15 protein-coding genes are annotated in these 17,610 nt (G+C 67.7%); 7 read left to right on the top strand and 8 right to left on the bottom strand.

Features of this window, described 5'->3' with window-relative positions:
• Positions 1-68: 68 nt before the first annotated feature.
• Complete coding sequence (locus K5L94_RS07510) at positions 69-3,251, bottom strand: type VI secretion system Vgr family protein (protein ID WP_274512389.1); 3,183 nt, start codon at positions 3,249-3,251, stop codon at positions 69-71.
• A gap of 373 nt (positions 3,252-3,624) precedes the next feature.
• Between K5L94_RS07510 and K5L94_RS07505 the strand changes: the two genes are divergently transcribed.
• From K5L94_RS07505 to K5L94_RS07475, 7 genes are all read left to right on the top strand, one after another.
• The gene (locus K5L94_RS07505) at positions 3,625-4,611 is read left to right on the top strand and encodes a PhoH family protein (RefSeq protein WP_006429312.1); all 987 of its coding nucleotides are present in this window, start codon (positions 3,625-3,627) and stop codon (positions 4,609-4,611) included.
• Positions 4,608-5,093, top strand: a complete 486-nt coding sequence (ybeY, locus tag K5L94_RS07500; RefSeq protein WP_053449273.1) for an rRNA maturation RNase YbeY — start codon at positions 4,608-4,610, stop codon at positions 5,091-5,093. The genes K5L94_RS07505 and ybeY overlap by 4 nt, the downstream gene beginning before the upstream one ends.
• A 52-nt stretch (positions 5,094-5,145) precedes the next feature.
• Positions 5,146-5,754 (top strand): hypothetical protein, encoded by a 609-nt coding sequence (locus tag K5L94_RS07495; protein WP_053449272.1) that lies wholly within the window; start codon positions 5,146-5,148, stop codon positions 5,752-5,754.
• Entirely contained in the window at positions 5,754-6,362 is a 609-nt protein-coding gene (locus K5L94_RS07490; protein ID WP_180879792.1) for a hypothetical protein, read from the top strand. The genes K5L94_RS07495 and K5L94_RS07490 overlap by 1 nt, the downstream gene beginning before the upstream one ends.
• Before the next feature lie 64 nt (positions 6,363-6,426).
• Positions 6,427-7,308, top strand: coding sequence for a CorC family transporter (locus tag K5L94_RS07485; RefSeq protein ID WP_053449270.1), 882 nt, complete (start codon positions 6,427-6,429; stop codon positions 7,306-7,308).
• Positions 7,309-7,370: 62 nt separating this feature from the next.
• On the top strand, positions 7,371-8,573 hold the full coding sequence (locus tag K5L94_RS07480) for a lipoprotein N-acyltransferase Lnb domain-containing protein (RefSeq protein ID WP_274512623.1): 1,203 nt from the start codon (positions 7,371-7,373) through the stop codon (positions 8,571-8,573).
• A 6-nt stretch (positions 8,574-8,579) separates the two neighbouring features.
• Positions 8,580-9,602 (top strand): magnesium and cobalt transport protein CorA, encoded by a 1,023-nt coding sequence (locus K5L94_RS07475; protein WP_014036582.1) that lies wholly within the window; start codon positions 8,580-8,582, stop codon positions 9,600-9,602.
• A gap of 85 nt (positions 9,603-9,687) precedes the next feature.
• Here K5L94_RS07475 and K5L94_RS07470 read toward each other — a convergent pair whose 3' ends face one another.
• The 7 genes from K5L94_RS07470 to K5L94_RS07440 all read right to left on the bottom strand — a co-directional run bounded on the left by K5L94_RS07470 (position 9,688) and on the right by K5L94_RS07440 (position 17,592).
• Complete coding sequence (locus tag K5L94_RS07470; RefSeq protein WP_274512388.1) at positions 9,688-11,052, bottom strand: NAD-dependent succinate-semialdehyde dehydrogenase; 1,365 nt, start codon at positions 11,050-11,052, stop codon at positions 9,688-9,690.
• Positions 11,053-11,144: 92 nt separating this feature from the next.
• A complete protein-coding gene (locus tag K5L94_RS07465; protein WP_004151945.1) occupies positions 11,145-11,987 on the bottom strand; it encodes an ABC transporter permease subunit in 843 nt (280 codons plus the stop codon).
• Entirely contained in the window at positions 11,984-12,916 is a 933-nt protein-coding gene (locus tag K5L94_RS07460) for an ABC transporter permease subunit (protein ID WP_049458219.1), read from the bottom strand. Before K5L94_RS07460 ends, K5L94_RS07465 begins: the two co-directional genes overlap by 4 nt.
• On the bottom strand, positions 12,913-14,049 hold the full coding sequence (locus tag K5L94_RS07455; protein WP_180878301.1) for an ABC transporter ATP-binding protein: 1,137 nt from the start codon (positions 14,047-14,049) through the stop codon (positions 12,913-12,915). Before K5L94_RS07455 ends, K5L94_RS07460 begins: the two co-directional genes overlap by 4 nt.
• 188 nt (positions 14,050-14,237) lie before the next feature.
• Positions 14,238-15,347: a polyamine ABC transporter substrate-binding protein gene (locus K5L94_RS07450; RefSeq protein WP_274512387.1), complete on the bottom strand. Its 1,110-nt coding sequence runs from the start codon at positions 15,345-15,347 to the stop codon at positions 14,238-14,240.
• 92 nt (positions 15,348-15,439) lie between these two features.
• On the bottom strand, positions 15,440-16,834 hold the full coding sequence (locus tag K5L94_RS07445; RefSeq protein ID WP_006429229.1) for a glutamine synthetase family protein: 1,395 nt from the start codon (positions 16,832-16,834) through the stop codon (positions 15,440-15,442).
• On the bottom strand, positions 16,831-17,592 hold the full coding sequence (locus tag K5L94_RS07440; RefSeq protein WP_274512386.1) for a gamma-glutamyl-gamma-aminobutyrate hydrolase family protein: 762 nt from the start codon (positions 17,590-17,592) through the stop codon (positions 16,831-16,833). Before K5L94_RS07440 ends, K5L94_RS07445 begins: the two co-directional genes overlap by 4 nt.
• Positions 17,593-17,610 lie beyond the last annotated feature (18 nt).

Below are 17,610 nucleotides of genomic sequence, written 5' to 3'. Positions count from 1 at the left end.
GCCCTTCTGCCCGTCCAGGCAGGTCAATGCGGTATGCGGGACGCTGCCCAGCTTGGTGCCGTCTGCCATCACTGGATCTCCTTGCGCTGGGCCGGGTCGGCGTCGATATGCGACTGGAACTCGTACTCGGCACGCTGCCGGTAGGCATACAGCGCCGCATCATCGGGAAGGTCGGCCAGGGTCTTGCCGTAGTTGATCGCTTCAAGCGTGTCCATGGTGGCGCGCACGCCTGGCGAGCTGCTGTAGGGGCGCGGACGCTGCAGGGGAATCACGTCGATGCCATGCACCAGGAACAGCCGCCCCGGGAACCGGCCGGCATCGTTCCAGATCTTCGCGCACAGGGCGTCATCCAGGCTGACGTCGCCCTGCTCGTCGGCCTGCCCCTCGGCAACGGTCTCGGCCCAGTTGCCCGGTACCAGCGCGCCATCTCGCATGTCCTCGTCCAGCGCCCGGCGGGTACGCACGATCTTCCAGGGCTGGCCTGCCAGCGGATGCCCCTGCGGCCCCGGAATGTCCTGCAGGCGGAAGGCCAGCTTCGGAATCTGCTCGCTGAGGGTGCTGGTCGGCATGTCCGGGAGCGCGTAGCTGAGCTGCGCAGGCCCGACGAAGGATTTCTGCCCGGCGTGCACGGTGATGGTGCCGGGACAGTTCACCACCAGGTTGCCGCCCTCCAGGGTGAGGCTGGCGCCACCGGCGGTGGCGATATGCAGGGTGCGCGGCGCGGCCAGTTCCACGGCCGCCTGGGCGCTGGCGGCACGCAGAGAGGCACGCGATTGCACGTTGATCTGCGCGGACTGGGCGCGGACGTCCAGCGCCGCCTGCCCCGCCACGACGCTCAATGCAGCCTCGCCGGCAAAGGTCCGGCCACTGGCTGCGAGCACGCCCACGGCCTGCATCGCGTGCAGGCGCGCGCTACCGGCCACGCTGGCATCGCTGTGCTGGCCACTGGCCAGCACCACATGCCGGGCACTGCTCCACTGCAGCGCCTGCCCGGCCACCATGGCCAGGCCGGCATGGCCGTGCAGCCCGAGCATGGGCTCTTCGGTATGCGGCACGGCGCCGCCGGTGGGCCGACCCTCACCACCTGCGCGGGCCTGTGCGTAGTCCTGCCCGGGCACGCTGGCGCGCGCGACCCGCTGCAGGCCTGCCAGGCCCGCGCTGTCGTCCGGCGGAGCGTGGCTGGCCATGCCGACCGCCCGGTGGGTGGTCGCCATCGCGTGCCAGGACCCGGCCAGGGTTGACGCCTGCTGCAGCAGCGCACTGGCGGCAACGGCCTCACCGGCCGGCGAAGCGGGCGCGCGGGGGTGCGCGATCAGCCATGCGCCACGCTCGGCGCGCAGTGCACCCCAGGCATCGGTACGCAGTTCCGCGCCCTCGCCGCGCAGGGACCCGCGATGGTTGTCGGCCTGGTGCCGCAGGTGGCCAAGATTCAGTTCGCTGATGGCATGGCTGCTGGCCAGCTGCAGGCGCAGCTGCGCATCGGAGTCGTCGAATACCAGGCGGTTGTAGCCGGTACCGGACCACTCCCGTGACTGGATGCCCCACAAGGCACCGGCATGCCGGTGCTGGCCTTCACCGGGCGCCATCGCATGCCAGGCAGGGGCGTGGCCGCCGGCCGCATTGCCCTGCGCACTCGGACGCCTGTCGGCGGCCTGGCCGAACAGGCCTGCGTCGCTACCGGCTGCGGCCGCACCGGCAGGCGTGGGAGCAGCGCCGGCATCACCACGGCCGTTGTACAGCGCACCCAGCACCAGCGGCCGGTCGATGTCGCCCTCAAGGAAGCCGACCAGCACCTCCTGGCCTACACGCGGCAGGAACTGCGAACCCACGCCTGGCCCGGCGTAGCGCTGCGCCACCCGCATCCAGCACGTTGCCTCGGCGTCGGTGGCCCCCTGCAGATGCAGGCGCACCCGGACCCGGCCCTGGCTGTCGGCATGCAGATCGGCGTCACTCCGGCCATCGCCGGCGATGACCCGGGCGGTCTGGTAGCCCGGTGCAAGCGGCCGCGGGTTGATGCGCTCCCCGGTCCCGTCCTGCAGTACCGGGCGCCATGGCTGCCGCTGGTCGACGGCCCGGAACCGGTTGGCGTAGCCCAACGCCGAGGACGCCTCGAGCGGGGCTCCCGGCAGCCCTGCGCTGGCCGCGAGCCAGGGCGCAGGTGGCTCGGCCCGCCGCTGCCCGCGCCCCTGCGTGATCGGCGGCGGGTTGCACCCGTGGTGCAGTACTTCAGTTGGAAGGAGGGTCGGGGCGGCGGCGGTTCCTGCCGCCAGCACGCGGATGAAGCGGCCCGCCTGCAGGCTTCGAACGCTGCCGGTGCCCAGCCAACCGGCCAGGCCCGCCTCGTGCGCTTCGGCCACCCGGCGTGCCCGGCGCTGCCCATCGGCCGCCTGGGCGAAGGCATGCGCGCCCACCGGGTCGTAGATCTCGCGCGGACTCTGGCCGCCCGCCTGCAACGGCAACTGGACATGGCGGAGCACCGGCCCCCGGTAATCGCTGGTGACCAGCGACAACCGGTTGCTGCCCAGCAGGCGACGTGCGCCCAGCTGCTGCAGCGTGTCCGCCACTTCGGTACCGTCATTGCGATGGAAGCGGATGCCGCCATCGCGGGCGGACTGAGGGTTCTCCGGCTGCGCTCGACTGTCGGAAAACAGCACGAGGGTCAGCCGCCCGCCGCTGTCGCTCTCGAATGCGCCGGCAATTCCCTCTTCGGCCAGCAGGCGCTGCACGAAGGCCAGGTCCGGCTCGCGATACTGCACGCAGTAGCTGCGCGCAGGCGCCTCGGCCAGAGCGGCTACGGCGTCCTCGCTCCAACGCCAGCAGGCCAACTCGCCATGCCCGCCCAGCACGTCCTCGACGATGTCGCGCACGGTGCGCTCCTGGTACACGCGGCTGTGCCGCGCATGCCCCAGCAGCCAGGTCCATGGGACACAGTGCAGGCGATAGCGCGCCAGGCCGCCCTCACTGTCCAGCCGATGGGCAGCGGCAACATACCCGCAGCGCAGATGATCCTGGCCATCGTCCAGGCGGGTGACCAGCGCCGCCTCGCGACCCGGCCATTCACCGAACGCGAGGCCCGCGTCCGGATGCAGCACATCCACCCAGTAATCGAATCCACCGGCCAGGCATTCATGGCCCCACCATTGTTCGACGAACAATGGGGGCAGGCCATCGGCCCGCAGGCGGTGCAGTTGATGGTCCGGCTCCAGCCCGACCAGCGAAGCAAGCGCGGCATGCGCGAGTGAAGCATCCATGTCATTTCCTGTGCCAGGCGCTCCTGCCCTGGCGATGGCCTACCTGCCACTTCCGCGTTGCTACGGGCCGGGCAGCGCGCTGCGCCGATCCTTGCGGAAGACCCTGTTCCCTTGGGGCTCCGGGCAGATAGTCATCCGCGGCCCGGCCGCCGTCAAGTTTCCGGCACTCCCCCCTCCGCCGGTCATGACGTTTTTTTCACCATCGGCTCATGGAGCCTGTGGCACAAGGGACGAAGGTGTCTATCCACAGCTTTCTTCCAGCCCGGTCCACACGCCATGTGGAAAACGCCCGGCGCTGGCCGTGTGACCCTGCCGCGCGCTACCCTTGCCGCCTGAATCCACTGTGGTGCAAGGCTTCCGCCCTACCCGATCAATGAAAAGCATCGAGCATCGAGACTTCACCCTGTCGCCGGAAGACAACGAGCGGCTGGCCAACCTATGCGGTCCGTTTGACGGGCATCTGCGACAGATCGAGCTGAAGCTCGGCGTGGAGATCGCCAACCGCGGCTTCGTGTTCCGCATCAGCGGACCGGAAGAGGCCATCGTCGAAGCACAGAAGCTGGTCGAGGCGCTGTACGCCGAGGCCGGCGAGACCACCTTCGACAACCATGCCATCCATCTGCGCCTGGCCCAGGCCAACGTCGAGCAGATCGCCGAGCGCTCCTACGAAGCGCAGGACGTGGCAATCAAGGTCAAGCGCGGCACGGTGCGCGGACGCGGTGCGAACCAGGGCCGCTACCTGCACCAGATCGCCACCCACGACATCAACTTCGGCATCGGCCCGGCCGGTACCGGCAAGACCTTCCTGGCCGTGGCCAGCGCGGTCGAAGCGCTGAATGAATCGCGCGTGCAGCGGCTGATCCTGGTGCGCCCGGCGGTGGAGGCCGGCGAGAAGCTGGGCTTCCTGCCCGGCGACCTGAGCCAGAAGGTCGATCCCTACCTGCGACCGCTGTACGACGCCCTGTATGAAATGATGGGCGTGGAGAAGGTGGTCAAGCTGCTGGAGAAGAACGTCATCGAGATCGCGCCGCTGGCCTACATGCGCGGCCGCACGCTCAACGATGCGTTCGTGATCCTGGACGAAGCACAGAACACCACCATCGAGCAGATGAAGATGTTCCTGACCCGTCTCGGCTTCGGTTCCACCGCGGTGGTGACCGGCGACCTGACCCAGACCGACCTGCCCAAGCACGTGCGCTCCGGCCTGCGTGACGCCATCGATGTGCTGCGGGGGGTCGAGGGCGTCAGCTTCACCTTCTTCGAATCCCGCGACGTGGTCCGCCACCCGCTGGTCGCGCGCATCGTCAGCGCCTACGACCGCCGCGACCTGCATCAGATCCAGCCTGGAGCAACTCCATGACCCGTGGTCCCGTGCGACTGGATGTCGCCGTCAGTTACGCCCTGCCGCGCACCGGCCTGCCGGCGGCGGTCAGCTTCCGCAAGTGGGTGGCCGCCGCACTGAAGGGCCGCATCCGCGAGGCCGACCTGGCCATCCGCGTGGTCGACGCCAAGGAGGGGCAATCACTGAACCGCCACTACCGCGGCAAGGACTACGCCACCAACGTGCTCAGCTTCCCGGCCGAAATGCCCGAAGGCCTGCCCAAGGGCGTCAAGTTCCCGCTGCTCGGCGACCTGGTGATCTGCGCGCCGGTAGTGGCCCGCGAAGCCGATGAACAGGGCAAGGCGCTCAATGCCCACTACGCGCACCTGACCGTGCACGGCGTGCTGCACCTGCTCGGCTGGGACCACGAGGACGACAAGGAAGCCGAGGCGATGGAACAGCTGGAGCGCGAGATCCTGGCCGAGCTCGGCATCGCCGATCCGTACGCCGGCGAGCGCTGAGCAGGCCGGGCGGCCATCCCCCGGGTCCATAACGAAAACACGAGGAACAAGGATGATCCAGCAAGGCAGCTTCATCACGCTACTGATCGTGGGCGGCCTCTTCGCCGCCCTGCTGGTGCTGGGCGTGCGCACCGTCCGGCGCATCGCTGCCACCGATCCCACCGGGCAGCACTGGCTGCTGCGCGGCCTGGCGCTGCTGTCGCCCCTCTGCCTGGTGGCAGGGCTGGCGATCGGCATGATCGGGCCGTACCTCAACGACCGGGCGCAGCCCGCACACGGCCCCGGCCTGCTGACGATCTCGATGCTGCTGATGCTGGCGGGTGCGCTGGCGCTGCCGGTGCTGTGGCGGATGATGCTGCAACGGCGCCTGGGCCGGCCCGCCAATGGGCTGCCGTTCTTCCATGCCTCGCGCACCTCGCTGCTGGTGCTGTACGTACTCGCCGCGGTCTACATGATGCTGATCCGGAATGCCGGGCCGAACCCGATGCCCTGGCTGATGGACGCTGGGCTGGTGCCGACCGTGGCCTGGGCCATCGCGGGGCTGCTCCACCTCGCGATGCTGTCGGTGCTGATCACCCTGCCGCTGATGTTGCTGCGTGCAGTGATGATCGGAGTCGCCCGCCGTATCACCCGGCCGTTCACCCGTTCCTCGGGGCTATGATGGCGCCCCACCGCCTGCGGATACCGCCCGTGTCACTGCGCTGCTGCCTGATCCTGCTGGGTGCCCTTGCCGCTCCGCCTGCCTTCGCCTCCAGCCTGGACCTGCCGGCGCTGATCGAGTGCCGGCAGCGCGTGGCCGATCTCGGTGCGCTGGCGCCGCTGCTGGCCGACCCGCTGAAGGCCGTGGCCCAGGGCCTGCAGCCGTTGCCGCAGGGCAACCAGTTCATGAGCGAGTACCGGCTGGCCCAGCCGATCACCGTCTTCGGCGTGGCCACCGAGCGGGTGGCGGTGGCCGGCGCCAGCATCATGGCGGTCCTTGACCAGGCCGACCCACGGCCGCTGGCCAAGCGGCTGGGGCTGGAGACCGGCTACGACCAGGACGGCAAGTTCATGGCCGGCCGCGAACTGGTCAGCCGTGATGTGACCGACCCGAAGACCGGTGAGGCCCAGATCGAGTCGATCATCCTCAGCGTCTCCACCGTGGCCTCCCATCCCGGCAAGACCCTGGCCGGCTGCACCTACAGCCTGGACCTGCCCGAGGAAGAAGCCCCCGCGCGGCCTGAACTGGCCCCGCCGCCGATCACCGGGCCCGGCAGCGACGGTCACTGACAGGCCGTCACATCCTGCTAGACTGGGGCCAACGCCCGGCCTGCCGGGTGCCTTTTTTCCAGAGATGTCAGAAGACGACAGTAGTAGCTCCCCTGCGGAGCACAGTGAAAAGAAGCGCGGCTGGCTTGAACGCCTGACGTCCGCCTTCTCCGGCGAACCCCACACCCGCGACGAGCTGGTCGCGGTCCTGCACACCGCGCAGGAAGAGGGGCTGATCGCCGCCGATACCCTGAAGATGATGGAAGGCGCCATTTCGGTGGCCGAGCTGACCGTGGGCGACGTGATGATCTCGCGCTCGCAGATGGTCTCGCTGCCGGTCGAAGCGCCCTTCCTGGAGCTGATGAGGCAGGTGGTCGAATCCGGCCATTCGCGCTTCCCGGTTCATGGCGAGAACAAGGACGACATCCTGGGCATTCTGCTGGCCAAGGACCTGCTGCGCGGCGTGGTCGCCGACAACGGCCCGGCCAACGTGCGCGAGCTGCTGCGCCCGGCGGTGCTGATTCCGGAAGCGAAGAAGCTCAACGTGCTGTTGAAGGAATTCCGCCTGTCGCGCAACCACATGGCCATCGTGGTCGACGAGTACGGCGGTGTCGCCGGCCTGGTCACCATCGAGGACGTGCTGGAGCAGATCGTCGGCGAGATCGACGACGAGCATGACGAGGCCGAGGATCCGTCGGCGCAGATCGCCATCCAGTCCGACGGCCAGTACGTGGTCGACGCGCTGACCCCGATCGGTGACTTCAACGAGCGCTTTGGTGCCACCTTCTCCGACGAGGACTACGACACCATCGGTGGCCTGGTCACCGAGGCCGTGGGCCACCTGCCGGAAGTGGGCGACGAGCTGGCGCTGGATCGTTTCATGTTCCGCGTGGCCCGCGCCGATGCGCGCCGGGTGCAGGCCTTCCACGTGACCGTGCTGCCGCCGGACGCGCAGGACGACGCTTGAAGCGCGGTGCCCCCAACCTGGCACTGCGCCTGACGGTGTGGCTGGCACTGTGCGTGCTGGCCATGGTCCTGCCGCTGGCCGCCTCCGCGCAGCCGGTGGCAGCCACACCCGCACCTGCTGTACCCGTCGCCAGCGCCGAGGCTCCTGCCCCGCGCATCGGCGTGGTGACCATGCAGCCGGGCACGGTGTTCTTCGAGCGCTTCGGCCACGACGCCATCGTCGTGATCGATCCGACCAGCGGCGAAGCGACCTCGTACAACTTCGGCTACTTCGATCCGTCCGAAGATGATTTCATCAGCCGCTTCGTGCGCGGCGACATGATGTATTACCTGGTGGCGCTGCCGCTGCAGCAGGACCTGTCGTACTACGACGAGACCGGCCGTGGCGCCAGCGTGCAGTGGCTGGACCTGCGCCCGGACCAGGCGCGAGCGCTGGCCGCCGACCTGGCCGAGCGGGCCAAGCCGGAAAACGCGCGCTACCACTACGATTACTACACCGCCAACTGCGCCACGATGGTGCGCGATACCGTGGACAAGGCGCTGGGCGGCGGACTGCAATCGCAGCTGTCGGGGCGCTCGCGCGGCAACACCTATCGCAGTGAATCGGTGCGCCTGGCCTCGCCGGCAGCGTGGATGTGGCTGGGCTTCGACGTCGGCCTCGGCCCGTTCGCCGACCAGCCGCTGTCGCGCTGGCAGGAAGCGTTCGTACCCATGCGTCTGGCCGATGCGCTGCGCCAGGCACGCAACAGCGATGGACGACCGCTGGTGCAGTCCGAACAGGAACTGTTGCCGCACCGCATCGACCCGGAACCGAAGGAATTCGCGCGCCGCTGGTGGCCGTGGCTGCTGTGCGGCCTGGTGATCGCCGCCGGCGTGCTGGCGCTGCGCAGCCGCCCGCGGCTGCTGGCCGGGCTGGCCCTGCCGTTCTGGCTGCTGTGTACCATCGCCGGCAGCCTGCTGGTGTTCCTGTGGGGCTTCAGCACCCACTACGCCGCCTGGGCCAACCGTAACCTGCTGCTGCTTTCGCCGCTGGCGGTGCTGCTGCTGCCGGGCGCGATCGCCGTGCTGCGCCGGCGCGTGCCGGGCCGCATGTTCAGGATCGTGCTGTGGCTGCTGGCGGTACAGGCCGTGGCCGCGCTGGTAATGCACTGGCTGAGCCTGCAGGCGCAGTACAACGTGCAGTGGATCGTGCTGCTGCTGCCGGTGCACGTGGCCCTGGCATGGGTCCTGGGGCCTCGTCCTCACTTGTCCGAAACACGGCCCTGACGCACGATGGCGGGCATGTCATTGCCCGCCTCCGCTTCCGCACCTGCCTCGGCCAACCCCGCCTGCGTCATCAACTGCGTCCACTACGATGACGAGGGCAAACGCCACGACATCAGCCTGGACGCCATCAGCGATGTCATTGCCAGTGGCAACGGCTTCGTCTGGGTGGGCCTGTACGATCCCAACGACGATGTCCTGCTGAAACTGCAGGAGGAATTCTGCCTGCACGACCTGGCCATCGAGGATGCGCGCAACGCGCACCAGCGGCCCAAGGTCGAGACCTACGGCAATTCCCTATTCGTGGTGGTGACCACCGCGCAGATGGTCGATGAGCGCATCCAGTACGGCGAAACGCATGCCTTCCTCGGCCCGCGCTTCCTGGTGACGGTGCGCCATGGTGCGTCGCTGTCCTATGCGCCGGTTCGCGCGCGCGTCGAGCGCGAGCCGCAACTGCTGAAGATGGGCCCGTCGTATTGCCTGTACGCGGTGACCGACTTCGTGGTCGACAACTACCTGCCGATCGTGCACCGCTTCCGCGACACCCTGGACCTGCTGGAAAAGGACATCTTCGCTGACAACTACAAGCGCAGCACCGTGGTGCGGCTGTACGAGCTCAAGCGCGAACTGAACAAGATGCGGATGGCGGTGGCGCCGCTGCAGGACGTGCTGGCGCAGCTGCGCCGCTACCAGGGCGATCTGATCCCCGACGAAGTGAAGCTGTACGTGCGCGACGTGCACGACCACGCCGTGCGCATCAGCGATGTGATCGACACCCTGCGCGAAATGCTGGGCACCGCGCTGAGCGTGAACCTGTCGCTGGTGACGCTGGCGCAGGGCGAGACGGTCAAGCGCCTCGGTGCATGGGCCGCACTGCTGGCGGCGCCGACACTGATCACCAGCTGGTACGGCATGAACTTCAGCCACATGCCGGAGCTGAGTGAACCGTGGTCCTACCCACTGATGATCGTCGGCGTGGGCGGCGTGTGCGTGGGGTTGTACCGGTTGTTCAAGCGCGCCAAGTGGCTGTAATCCGCCTTTTTGTAGAGTCGAGCCATGCTCGACTGATGCGGCCAACAGCAGTCGAGCATGGCTCGACTCTACAAAGGCAGGGGCATCAAGCCACGTAGACGGTCTTGATGTTCATGAACTCATGGATGCCGTGGTCGGCCAGTTCGCGGCCGAAGCCGGACTGTTTGCTGCCACCGAACGGCAACCGCGCGTCGCTCTTGACGATGGCGTTGACGAACGCGGCGCCACACTCCATGTGCTGGGCAAAGCCTTCGCCGCGCACCGGGTCGCGGGTCCACACGCTGCCGCCCAGGCCAAAGCGGGTGTCATTGGCCACGCGCAGCGCCTCGGCCTCGTCCTTGACCCGGATCACTGCGGCCACTGGCCCGAACAGTTCCTCGTCGTACGCCGGCATCCCCGGACCCACCTGATCGAGCACCGTGGCCGGATAGCCGGCATGCGTGCCGGCAATCGGCTCACCACCGACCAGCACGCGCGCGCCCTTGGCCACGCTGGCCTGCACCTGCTTGTGCAGTTCGTCGCGCAGGTCGGCGCGGGCCATCGGCGCCAGCGTGGTACCACGCTCATCCGGATCGCCGTACTGGCGCTCGCCCGCCGCCTCAACGAAGCGACGGGTGAATTCATCGGCCACGGCATCGACCACGATGAAGCGCTTGGCTGCGATGCAGGTCTGGCCGCTGTTGTCGAAGCGTGATTTCACTGCCGCCGCCACGGTCTTGTCGAGGTCGGCATCGTCGAGCACCACGAACGCATCACTGCCGCCGAGTTCCATCACCGACTTCTTCAGCTGGCTGCCGGCATTGGACGCGATCGAGCGCCCTGCCCGTTCGCTGCCAGTCAATGTCACCGCCTTCACCCGCGCGTCGCGCAGCACGTCGGCGGCCTGGTCGTTGTCGATGTGCAGCACATCGAACACGCCGTCCGGCAGGCCGCCGTCACGGCACACCGCCAGGATCAGGTCGGCGCACTGCGGCACGTTGCTGGCGTGCTTGAGCAGGGCCACGTTGCCGGCCATGAACGCCGGGGCCAGGAAACGGAACACCTGCCAGATCGGGAAATTCCACGGCATCACCGCGAACACGCAGCCGATCGGCTCGTAGCGCACGTAGCTGCGCTGGGCTTCGGTGTCGATCAGCTGTGGCTTGAGGTAGTCGGCGGCGTGGTCGGCGTAGTACTCGCAGGCAGCGGCACACTTGTCGACCTCGGCCAGCGCTTCGGCCTTGAGCTTGCCCATTTCATGGGTCATCGCCTGCTGCAGGTCGTCGCGGCGTGCGCGCAGCTGCGCGGCGATCTGGCGCAGGATGGCGCCCCGTTCCTGCAACGAGCGATCCGCCCAGCCCAGGAAGGCCTCGGCGGCAGCCTGCAGGCGCTGCTCGATATCGGCAGCGCCCATCAGTTCATGGCGGTAGGTGACCAGGCCGGTGGCCGGATCCACGATCTCGACGGTCATGGGGGATCTCCTTGAGGAAGACCCCCATTGTGCGCCGCCGGCCGTGAGCCGGATGTTGCCGGCGCTGTTGTTGCCGGCCCGGCCGGCAGACCTCAGCCGTTGTCCTGCCGCGCCAGCTGCAGGTCGCGCTGGCGCCGCTTCTCGGCCCGTGCATTGATGTACCAGCCGATCACCGCGGCGATCGATACCGCCGACACCAGCAGCGTTGCCAGTGCATTGATCTTCGGGCTGATGCCCATGCGCACCGAGGCGAACACCTTCATCGGCAGCGTGGTCGAACCCGGCGTGGCGACGAAGCTGGCCACCACCACGTCATCCAGCGACAGGGTGAAGGCCAGCAGCCAGCCTGCCACCAGTGCCGGGGCGATGATCGGCAACGTGATGCGGCCGAACACGGTCAGCCGGCTGGCACCCAGGTCCATCGCCGCTTCTTCCAGCGAGAGATCCATTTCCTGCAGGCGCGAGGACACCACCACGGTGACGAAGCACAGGGTGAAGGTGACGTGCGCAATCCAGATGGTGGTCAGGCCGCGCGCCGGGAAGCCGGGAATCGCACCCATCGAGGCCAGCAGCGCCATCAGCGAGAAACCGAGGATGACGTCCGGCATCACCAGCGGTGCAGTGACCAGGGCGCCGAACAGCGGCTTGCCGCGGAAGCGCTTGAAGCGGGTCATCACCATCGCCGCCAGCGTGCCCAGCACGGTGGCGGTACAGGCGGTCCAGAACGCCACCACCAGGCTGGTCCACATCGCATCCATCAGCGCGCGGTCGGCGAACAGGTCGCTGTAGGCACGGGTGGAGAACCCGGCCCAGACCATCGCCAGCCGCGAGCTGTTGAACGAGTAGAACATCAGCAGCAGGATCGGCAGGTACAGGAAGGCGAAGCCGAGCAGCAGCACGCCCAGCCCCAGGCCCTTGGCGGTGCGCGGGCTCATGCCTGCTTTCCTTCCAGCAGGCGCTGCTGGGAACGGTTGAACAGCAGGATCGGCACCAGCAACAGCAGGATCATCGCCACCGCCATCGCCGAGGCGCCCGGCCAGTTGCGGTTGTTGAAGAACTCGTTCCACAGCTGGCGGCCGACCATCAGCGTCTCCGAGCCACCCAGCATTTCCGGGATCACGAATTCGCCGATCGCCGGAATCATCACCAGCATGCAGCCGGCGATGATGCCCGCCTTCGACAGCGGCAGGGTGATGCGCAGGAACGCCTGCCACGGCTTGGCGCCGAGGTCGTAGGCCGCTTCCAGCAGGCGGTGGTCGTGCTTGACCAGGTTGGCGTACAGCGGCAGCACCATGAACGGCAGGTAGCAGTAGACAATGCCGATGTAGGCGGCGGTCGGGGTATCGATCAGCTGCAGCTTGGGCAGGCCCAGGCTGGTCATCAACGTCTGCAGGCCGGTGAACTGCAGGAACTGGTCAAGCAGCCCGTTGCGGTCCAGGATCGCCTTCCACGCGTACACGCGGATCAGGAACGAGGTCCACGACGGCAGCACCACCAGCATCATCGCCACGTTGCGCGCGGCCGGCGACAGGCGCGCGATGGCATAGGCCATCGGGTAGCCGATCAGCAGGGTGAGGAAGGTGGAGATGGCCGCGATCTTGATCGAGCTGAGGAACGCCTGCGCGTAGATCGAATCGCGGAACAGCGCCAGGTAGTTCTCCAGGTTCAGCTTCAGCGAGAAGCCGCCGTCCACGTACTGCAGCAGCCAGGTGTACGGCGGCGAGCCGACCCGGCTGAGCGAGAAGCTGATCATCAGCACGATCAGGAACGGCACCGCGAAGAACAGCAGCAGCCACAGGTACGGAATGCCGATCACCGTGGCACGCAGCCCCGGCAGCCAACGCTTCAGGCCGGCGACGTTCATGAGGTGAGCACCACGCCATCGTTGTCGCGCCAGTGCACCCACACGCTGTCGCCCCAGGTCAGGCCATCGCTGGCCCAGCGCTGCGAGTTGGCGAAGTTGGCCAGCACCTTGGCGCCGCTGGGCAGGCGCACGTGGTAGACCGAGTGGCTGCCGAAATAGGCGATGTCCTCGATCACGCCCTGTGCCTTGTTGGTGTGCCCTTCCGGCTCGTCCTTGCCGATCATCACCTTCTCCGGGCGCAGCGCGAACGCGACCGGCTGCCCTTCATAACCGGTGATGCCGTGGGCGATGTAGATCGGTGCCGGGAACAGCGGCGAGCGCACGGTCACGTACTCGGGCAGGTCCTCGTCGATCACCCCGTCGAACAGGTTGACCGAACCGATGAACTCGGCGACGAAGCGGTTGGCCGGCTGCTCATAGACTTCGTCCGGCTTGCCGACCTGCTGGATCCAGCCGGCATCCATCACCGCGATGCGGGTGGCCATGGTCATCGCTTCTTCCTGGTCGTGGGTGACCATCACGCAGGTCACGCCCGACGATTCGATGATGCTGACCAGTTCCAGCTGCATCTGCGAGCGCAGCTTCTTGTCCAGCGCGCCCATCGGCTCGTCCAGCAGCAGCAGCTTCGGCCCCTTGGCCAGCGACCGCGCCAGCGCCACGCGCTGCTGCTGGCCACCGGACAGCTGGTGCGGCTTGCGCTTGCCCAGGTGGCCCATCTGCACCAGCTCCAGCATCTCACCGACGCGCTTGCTGATCGCGTCCTTGGCCAGGCCATCCTGCTTCAGCCCGAAGGCGATGTTCTGCTCGACCGTCATGTGCGGGAACAGCGCATAGGACTGGAACATCATGTTGACCGGCCGCTGGTACGGCGGCAGCGCGTCCAGGCGCTGGCCATCGAGGGTGATGCTGCCCTTGGTGGGCGTCTCGAAGCCGCCCAGGCAGCGCAGCAGGGTCGACTTGCCACTGCCGGAGCCACCGAGCAGGGCAAAGATCTCGCCCTTGCGCACGTCCAGATTGACGTCGTCGACGGCGACGAAACCGTCGAATTCCTTGCGCAGGTCACGAATGGAGAGATAGCCGGGCACACCCGTCGTGTCGACGACGGCGGCTACCGGCTGGGCTTCAACGGGCATGGGGGCTCCGGGAGCGGGCGGTGGACAGCGGCCGCCATTCTAACGGCCCGGGGGCGCAGGGGATATGACGGCAACAGGCGGGCGGGGCCGGTCGGGCCGCGCCTGCGCGGCCACTGCCCTTGCCGGGCAAGGCCCGCCTCCCTCCCGGGGAGCGGGCGCCGGGCATCGCCCGGCGCCGCCGGACTGGCTTATCGCCCGGTCTTCACCTCGGTCCACAGCCGGGTGTAGAGCTTGTCGGTCTCCGGCGTGTTGATCGAATAGCTGAACATCTTCTCGGCCACATCGGCCGGCGGGTAGATGGTCGGATCGGTACGGATCGCCTCGTCCACCAGCGGGGTCGCGGTCGGCACCGGGTTGGCGTAGTGGATGAAGTTGGTGTTGGCCGCGGCCACCTTCGGCTGCAGCAGGTAGTTGATGAACGCGTAGGCCGCTTCCGGGTGCTTGGCGTCCTTCGGGATCGCCAGCATGTCGAACCACTGCGGGGCGCCTTCCTTCGGGATCGAGTAGGCCACGTGCACGCCATTGCTGGCTTCCTCGGCACGGTCGCGGGCCTGGATGATGTCACCCGACCAGCCGACCACCAAGCAGGTGCCGCCATTGGCCAGCGAGCCCACGTACTGCGAGGAGTGGAAATTCTGCACGTACGGACGGATCGACTTCAGCAGGTCGGCCGCCTTCTGCAGCTCGGCCGGCTCGGCGCTGTGCGGGTCCAGGCCCAGGTAGTGCAGCGCGATCGGGATCATGTCCGCCGGCGTGTCCAGGATGGTCACGCCGCAGTCCTTCATCTTGCTGATGTTTTCCGGCTTGAACACCAGGTCCCAGCTGTTGGCGATGTCGGCGCTGCCGCCGAAGCGCTGCTTCAGCATGTCCACGTTGTAGCCGATGCCGGTGGTGCCGATCATGTACGGCACGCCGTACTGGTTGCCCGGGTCCTGGGTGGCGATGCGCTTCATCACCGCCGGATCGAGGTTGGCCAGGTTTGGGATCTTGCTCTTGTCCAGCGGCAGGAACACCCCGGCCTGGATCTGGCGCCCGAAGAAGTTCAGGGTCGGCACCACCACGTCGTAGCCGCTGTTGCCGGCCAGCAGCTTGGTCTCGACCATCTCATCGCTGTCGAACACATCGTAGGTCACCTTGATCCCGCTCTCCTTCTCAAAGGCCGGAATGGTGTCCTCGGCGATGTAATCGCTGTAGTTGTAGACGTTCAGGACCTGGCTGTCCTGCGCGCCACCTTTGCCACCGCCACAGGCGGCGAGCATGGCGGAGGCCAGGCCGAGCGTGAGGATACGCAGCTTCATCGGGTGCTCCAGAATGCGGGAAGGGGGGGCCGGCGGAGCCGGCAACGGGTGCCAGCCTACCCCCCGGCGGCGGATTTTTCTATTGCGGATGCTCAGACGTTCAGCAGCAGGAACTCGCGTTCCCACGAGCTGATGACACGGAAAAAGGTCTCGTATTCCTTGCGCTTGACCGAGATGTAGGCCCGGCAGAAACGCTCGCCCAGCAGCGCCTGCAGCGCGCCGCACTGTTCCAGGCCATCCAGCGCCTCGCCCAGCGAGCGCGGCAGGTTGTAGCCCAGTTCCTTGGCACTGCCGCTGACCGGTGCATCCGGTGCCAGGCGCTCGCGGATACCCAGCAGGCCACAGGCCAGGGTGGCCGCCATGGCCAGGTAGGGGTTGGCGTCGGAACCGGCAAAACGGCTTTCGACGCGCATGTTTTCCGGGGTATCCAGCGGCACCCGCAGGCCGCAGGTGCGGTTGTCGAACCCCCAGTGCACGTTGCTTGGTGAAACCTCGCCGAACACCAGCCGGCGGTAGGAATTCACGTTCGGCGCGAAGAAGGCCATGGCCATCGGCACATACTTCTGCAGGCCCGCCAGGTAGTGGGCGAACATGGGGCTGAAATCCTCGCCGCCATGCTCGCCACTGAACACGTTCTGGCCGTCGCTGATCCGTACCAGGCTCTGGTGGATGTGCATGGCGCTGCCGGGCTCGTTCTCCATCGGTTTGGCCAGGAAGGTGGCGTACACGCCGTGGCGCATCGCCGATTCGCGCATGGTGCGCTTGAACAGGAACACCTGGTCGGCCAGGTCCATCGCGTTGGCGTGGGTGAAATTGACCTCCAGCTGCGCCGCGCCGGACTCGTGGATCAGCGTGTCGACGTCCAGCTTCATCGCGTCGCAGTAGTCGTACATCAGGTCGAGGATCGGGTCGAACTCGTTGACCGCATCGATCGAGTAGGACTGGCGCGCCGTTTCCGGACGGCCCGAGCGGCCCGCCGGGGGCAGCAGCGGAAAATCCGGGTCGGTGTTCTTCTGCACCAGGAAGAACTCAAGTTCCGGTGCCACGACCGGGCGCAGGCCCAGTTCGGCATAGGCGTCCAGCACCCTGCGCAGCACGTTGCGCGGGGCCAGCTCGTGCGGTTCGCCGGTCTTGGTGTAGCAGTCGTGGATGATCTGCGCCGTCGGGTCGGTGGCCCAGGGCACCATGCGCACGGTGTCCGGGTCCGGACGCAGGATCATGTCCGAATCCGACGGCGAAGTCAGGTCGTAGTAATCGTCGGGGAACTCGCCGGTGACCGTAGTGGCGAAGATGCCTTCCGGCAAGCGCGTGCCGTAATCGTGCGAGAACTTGTCGGCGGGGATGATCTTGCCGCGCGCGTTGCCGGTGATGTCCGGCACCAGGCATTCGACCTCGGTGATCCGCCGCTCCTTCAGCCAGCGCAGCAGGCTGCTTTCCTGCGGTGCGGGGGGCGTGGCCGTCTTGCGCGGGCGCGTTCGGGAACTCATCGGGAATCCAGTCGGTTCTGTTGGTGCTGCCGGCAAGCTTGGCCGAACGCACGGAAAATAGCGTGATAGAACGGCGCCTGCATGACACGCCACTCCGGGTGCCACTGTACGCCGAGCACGAATCGATGATGCAGGCTGCGCGCCGCCTCGACCAGCCCGTCGTCGGCCACCGCCTCGACCTGCAGCCCCCGCGCCAGGCGGGCGATGCCCTGCCCATGCACCGAATTGACCTGCACGCGCTCGCCCTCGTGCCACTGCGCCAGCCAGCCATCGGCAGCCAGCGTGACCGCGTGGGCCGGGCCGTACTGCACCTCCACCGGCGCCTGCGGGTCCTCGCGATGGTCATCCAGGCCCGGCACCACATGCACCTGCGGATGCAGGCTGCCGCCCAGTGCGACGTTCAACTCCTGGAAGCCGCGGCAGATCGCCAGCACCGGCAGGTCCAGCGCCAGCGCCTCCTGCAGCAGCGCGAAGGCGTTGGCATCCCGCGCCGGATCATGCGGATTGCCCGGCCAGCTGCGGCCGCCTTCATAGTGCTGTGGTTCGATGTTGCTGACCGCACCGGTCAACAGCAGGCCATCGAGCCCCTGCAGCCAGTCGCTGGCCGGCAACGGCGGCTGCAGGCTCGGCAACACCAGCGGGGTGACGTCGGCCGCCTCGACCAGGGCGCGCACGTACTTCTCGCCGGCCACCGCGAAACGGTGATGGCCGAGCACGGTACTGTCGGTGGGCAGGCCCACCCAGGGCAGGCGGCGCATGGGAAAACTCCTTGGCGT

It is taken from the genome of Stenotrophomonas forensis (genome assembly GCF_028752115.1).
GTDB lineage: Bacteria > Pseudomonadota > Gammaproteobacteria > Xanthomonadales > Xanthomonadaceae > Stenotrophomonas > Stenotrophomonas forensis.
The sequence above is the reverse complement of the archived record's forward strand: the minus strand, read 5'-3'. Positions and strand labels throughout refer to the sequence as shown.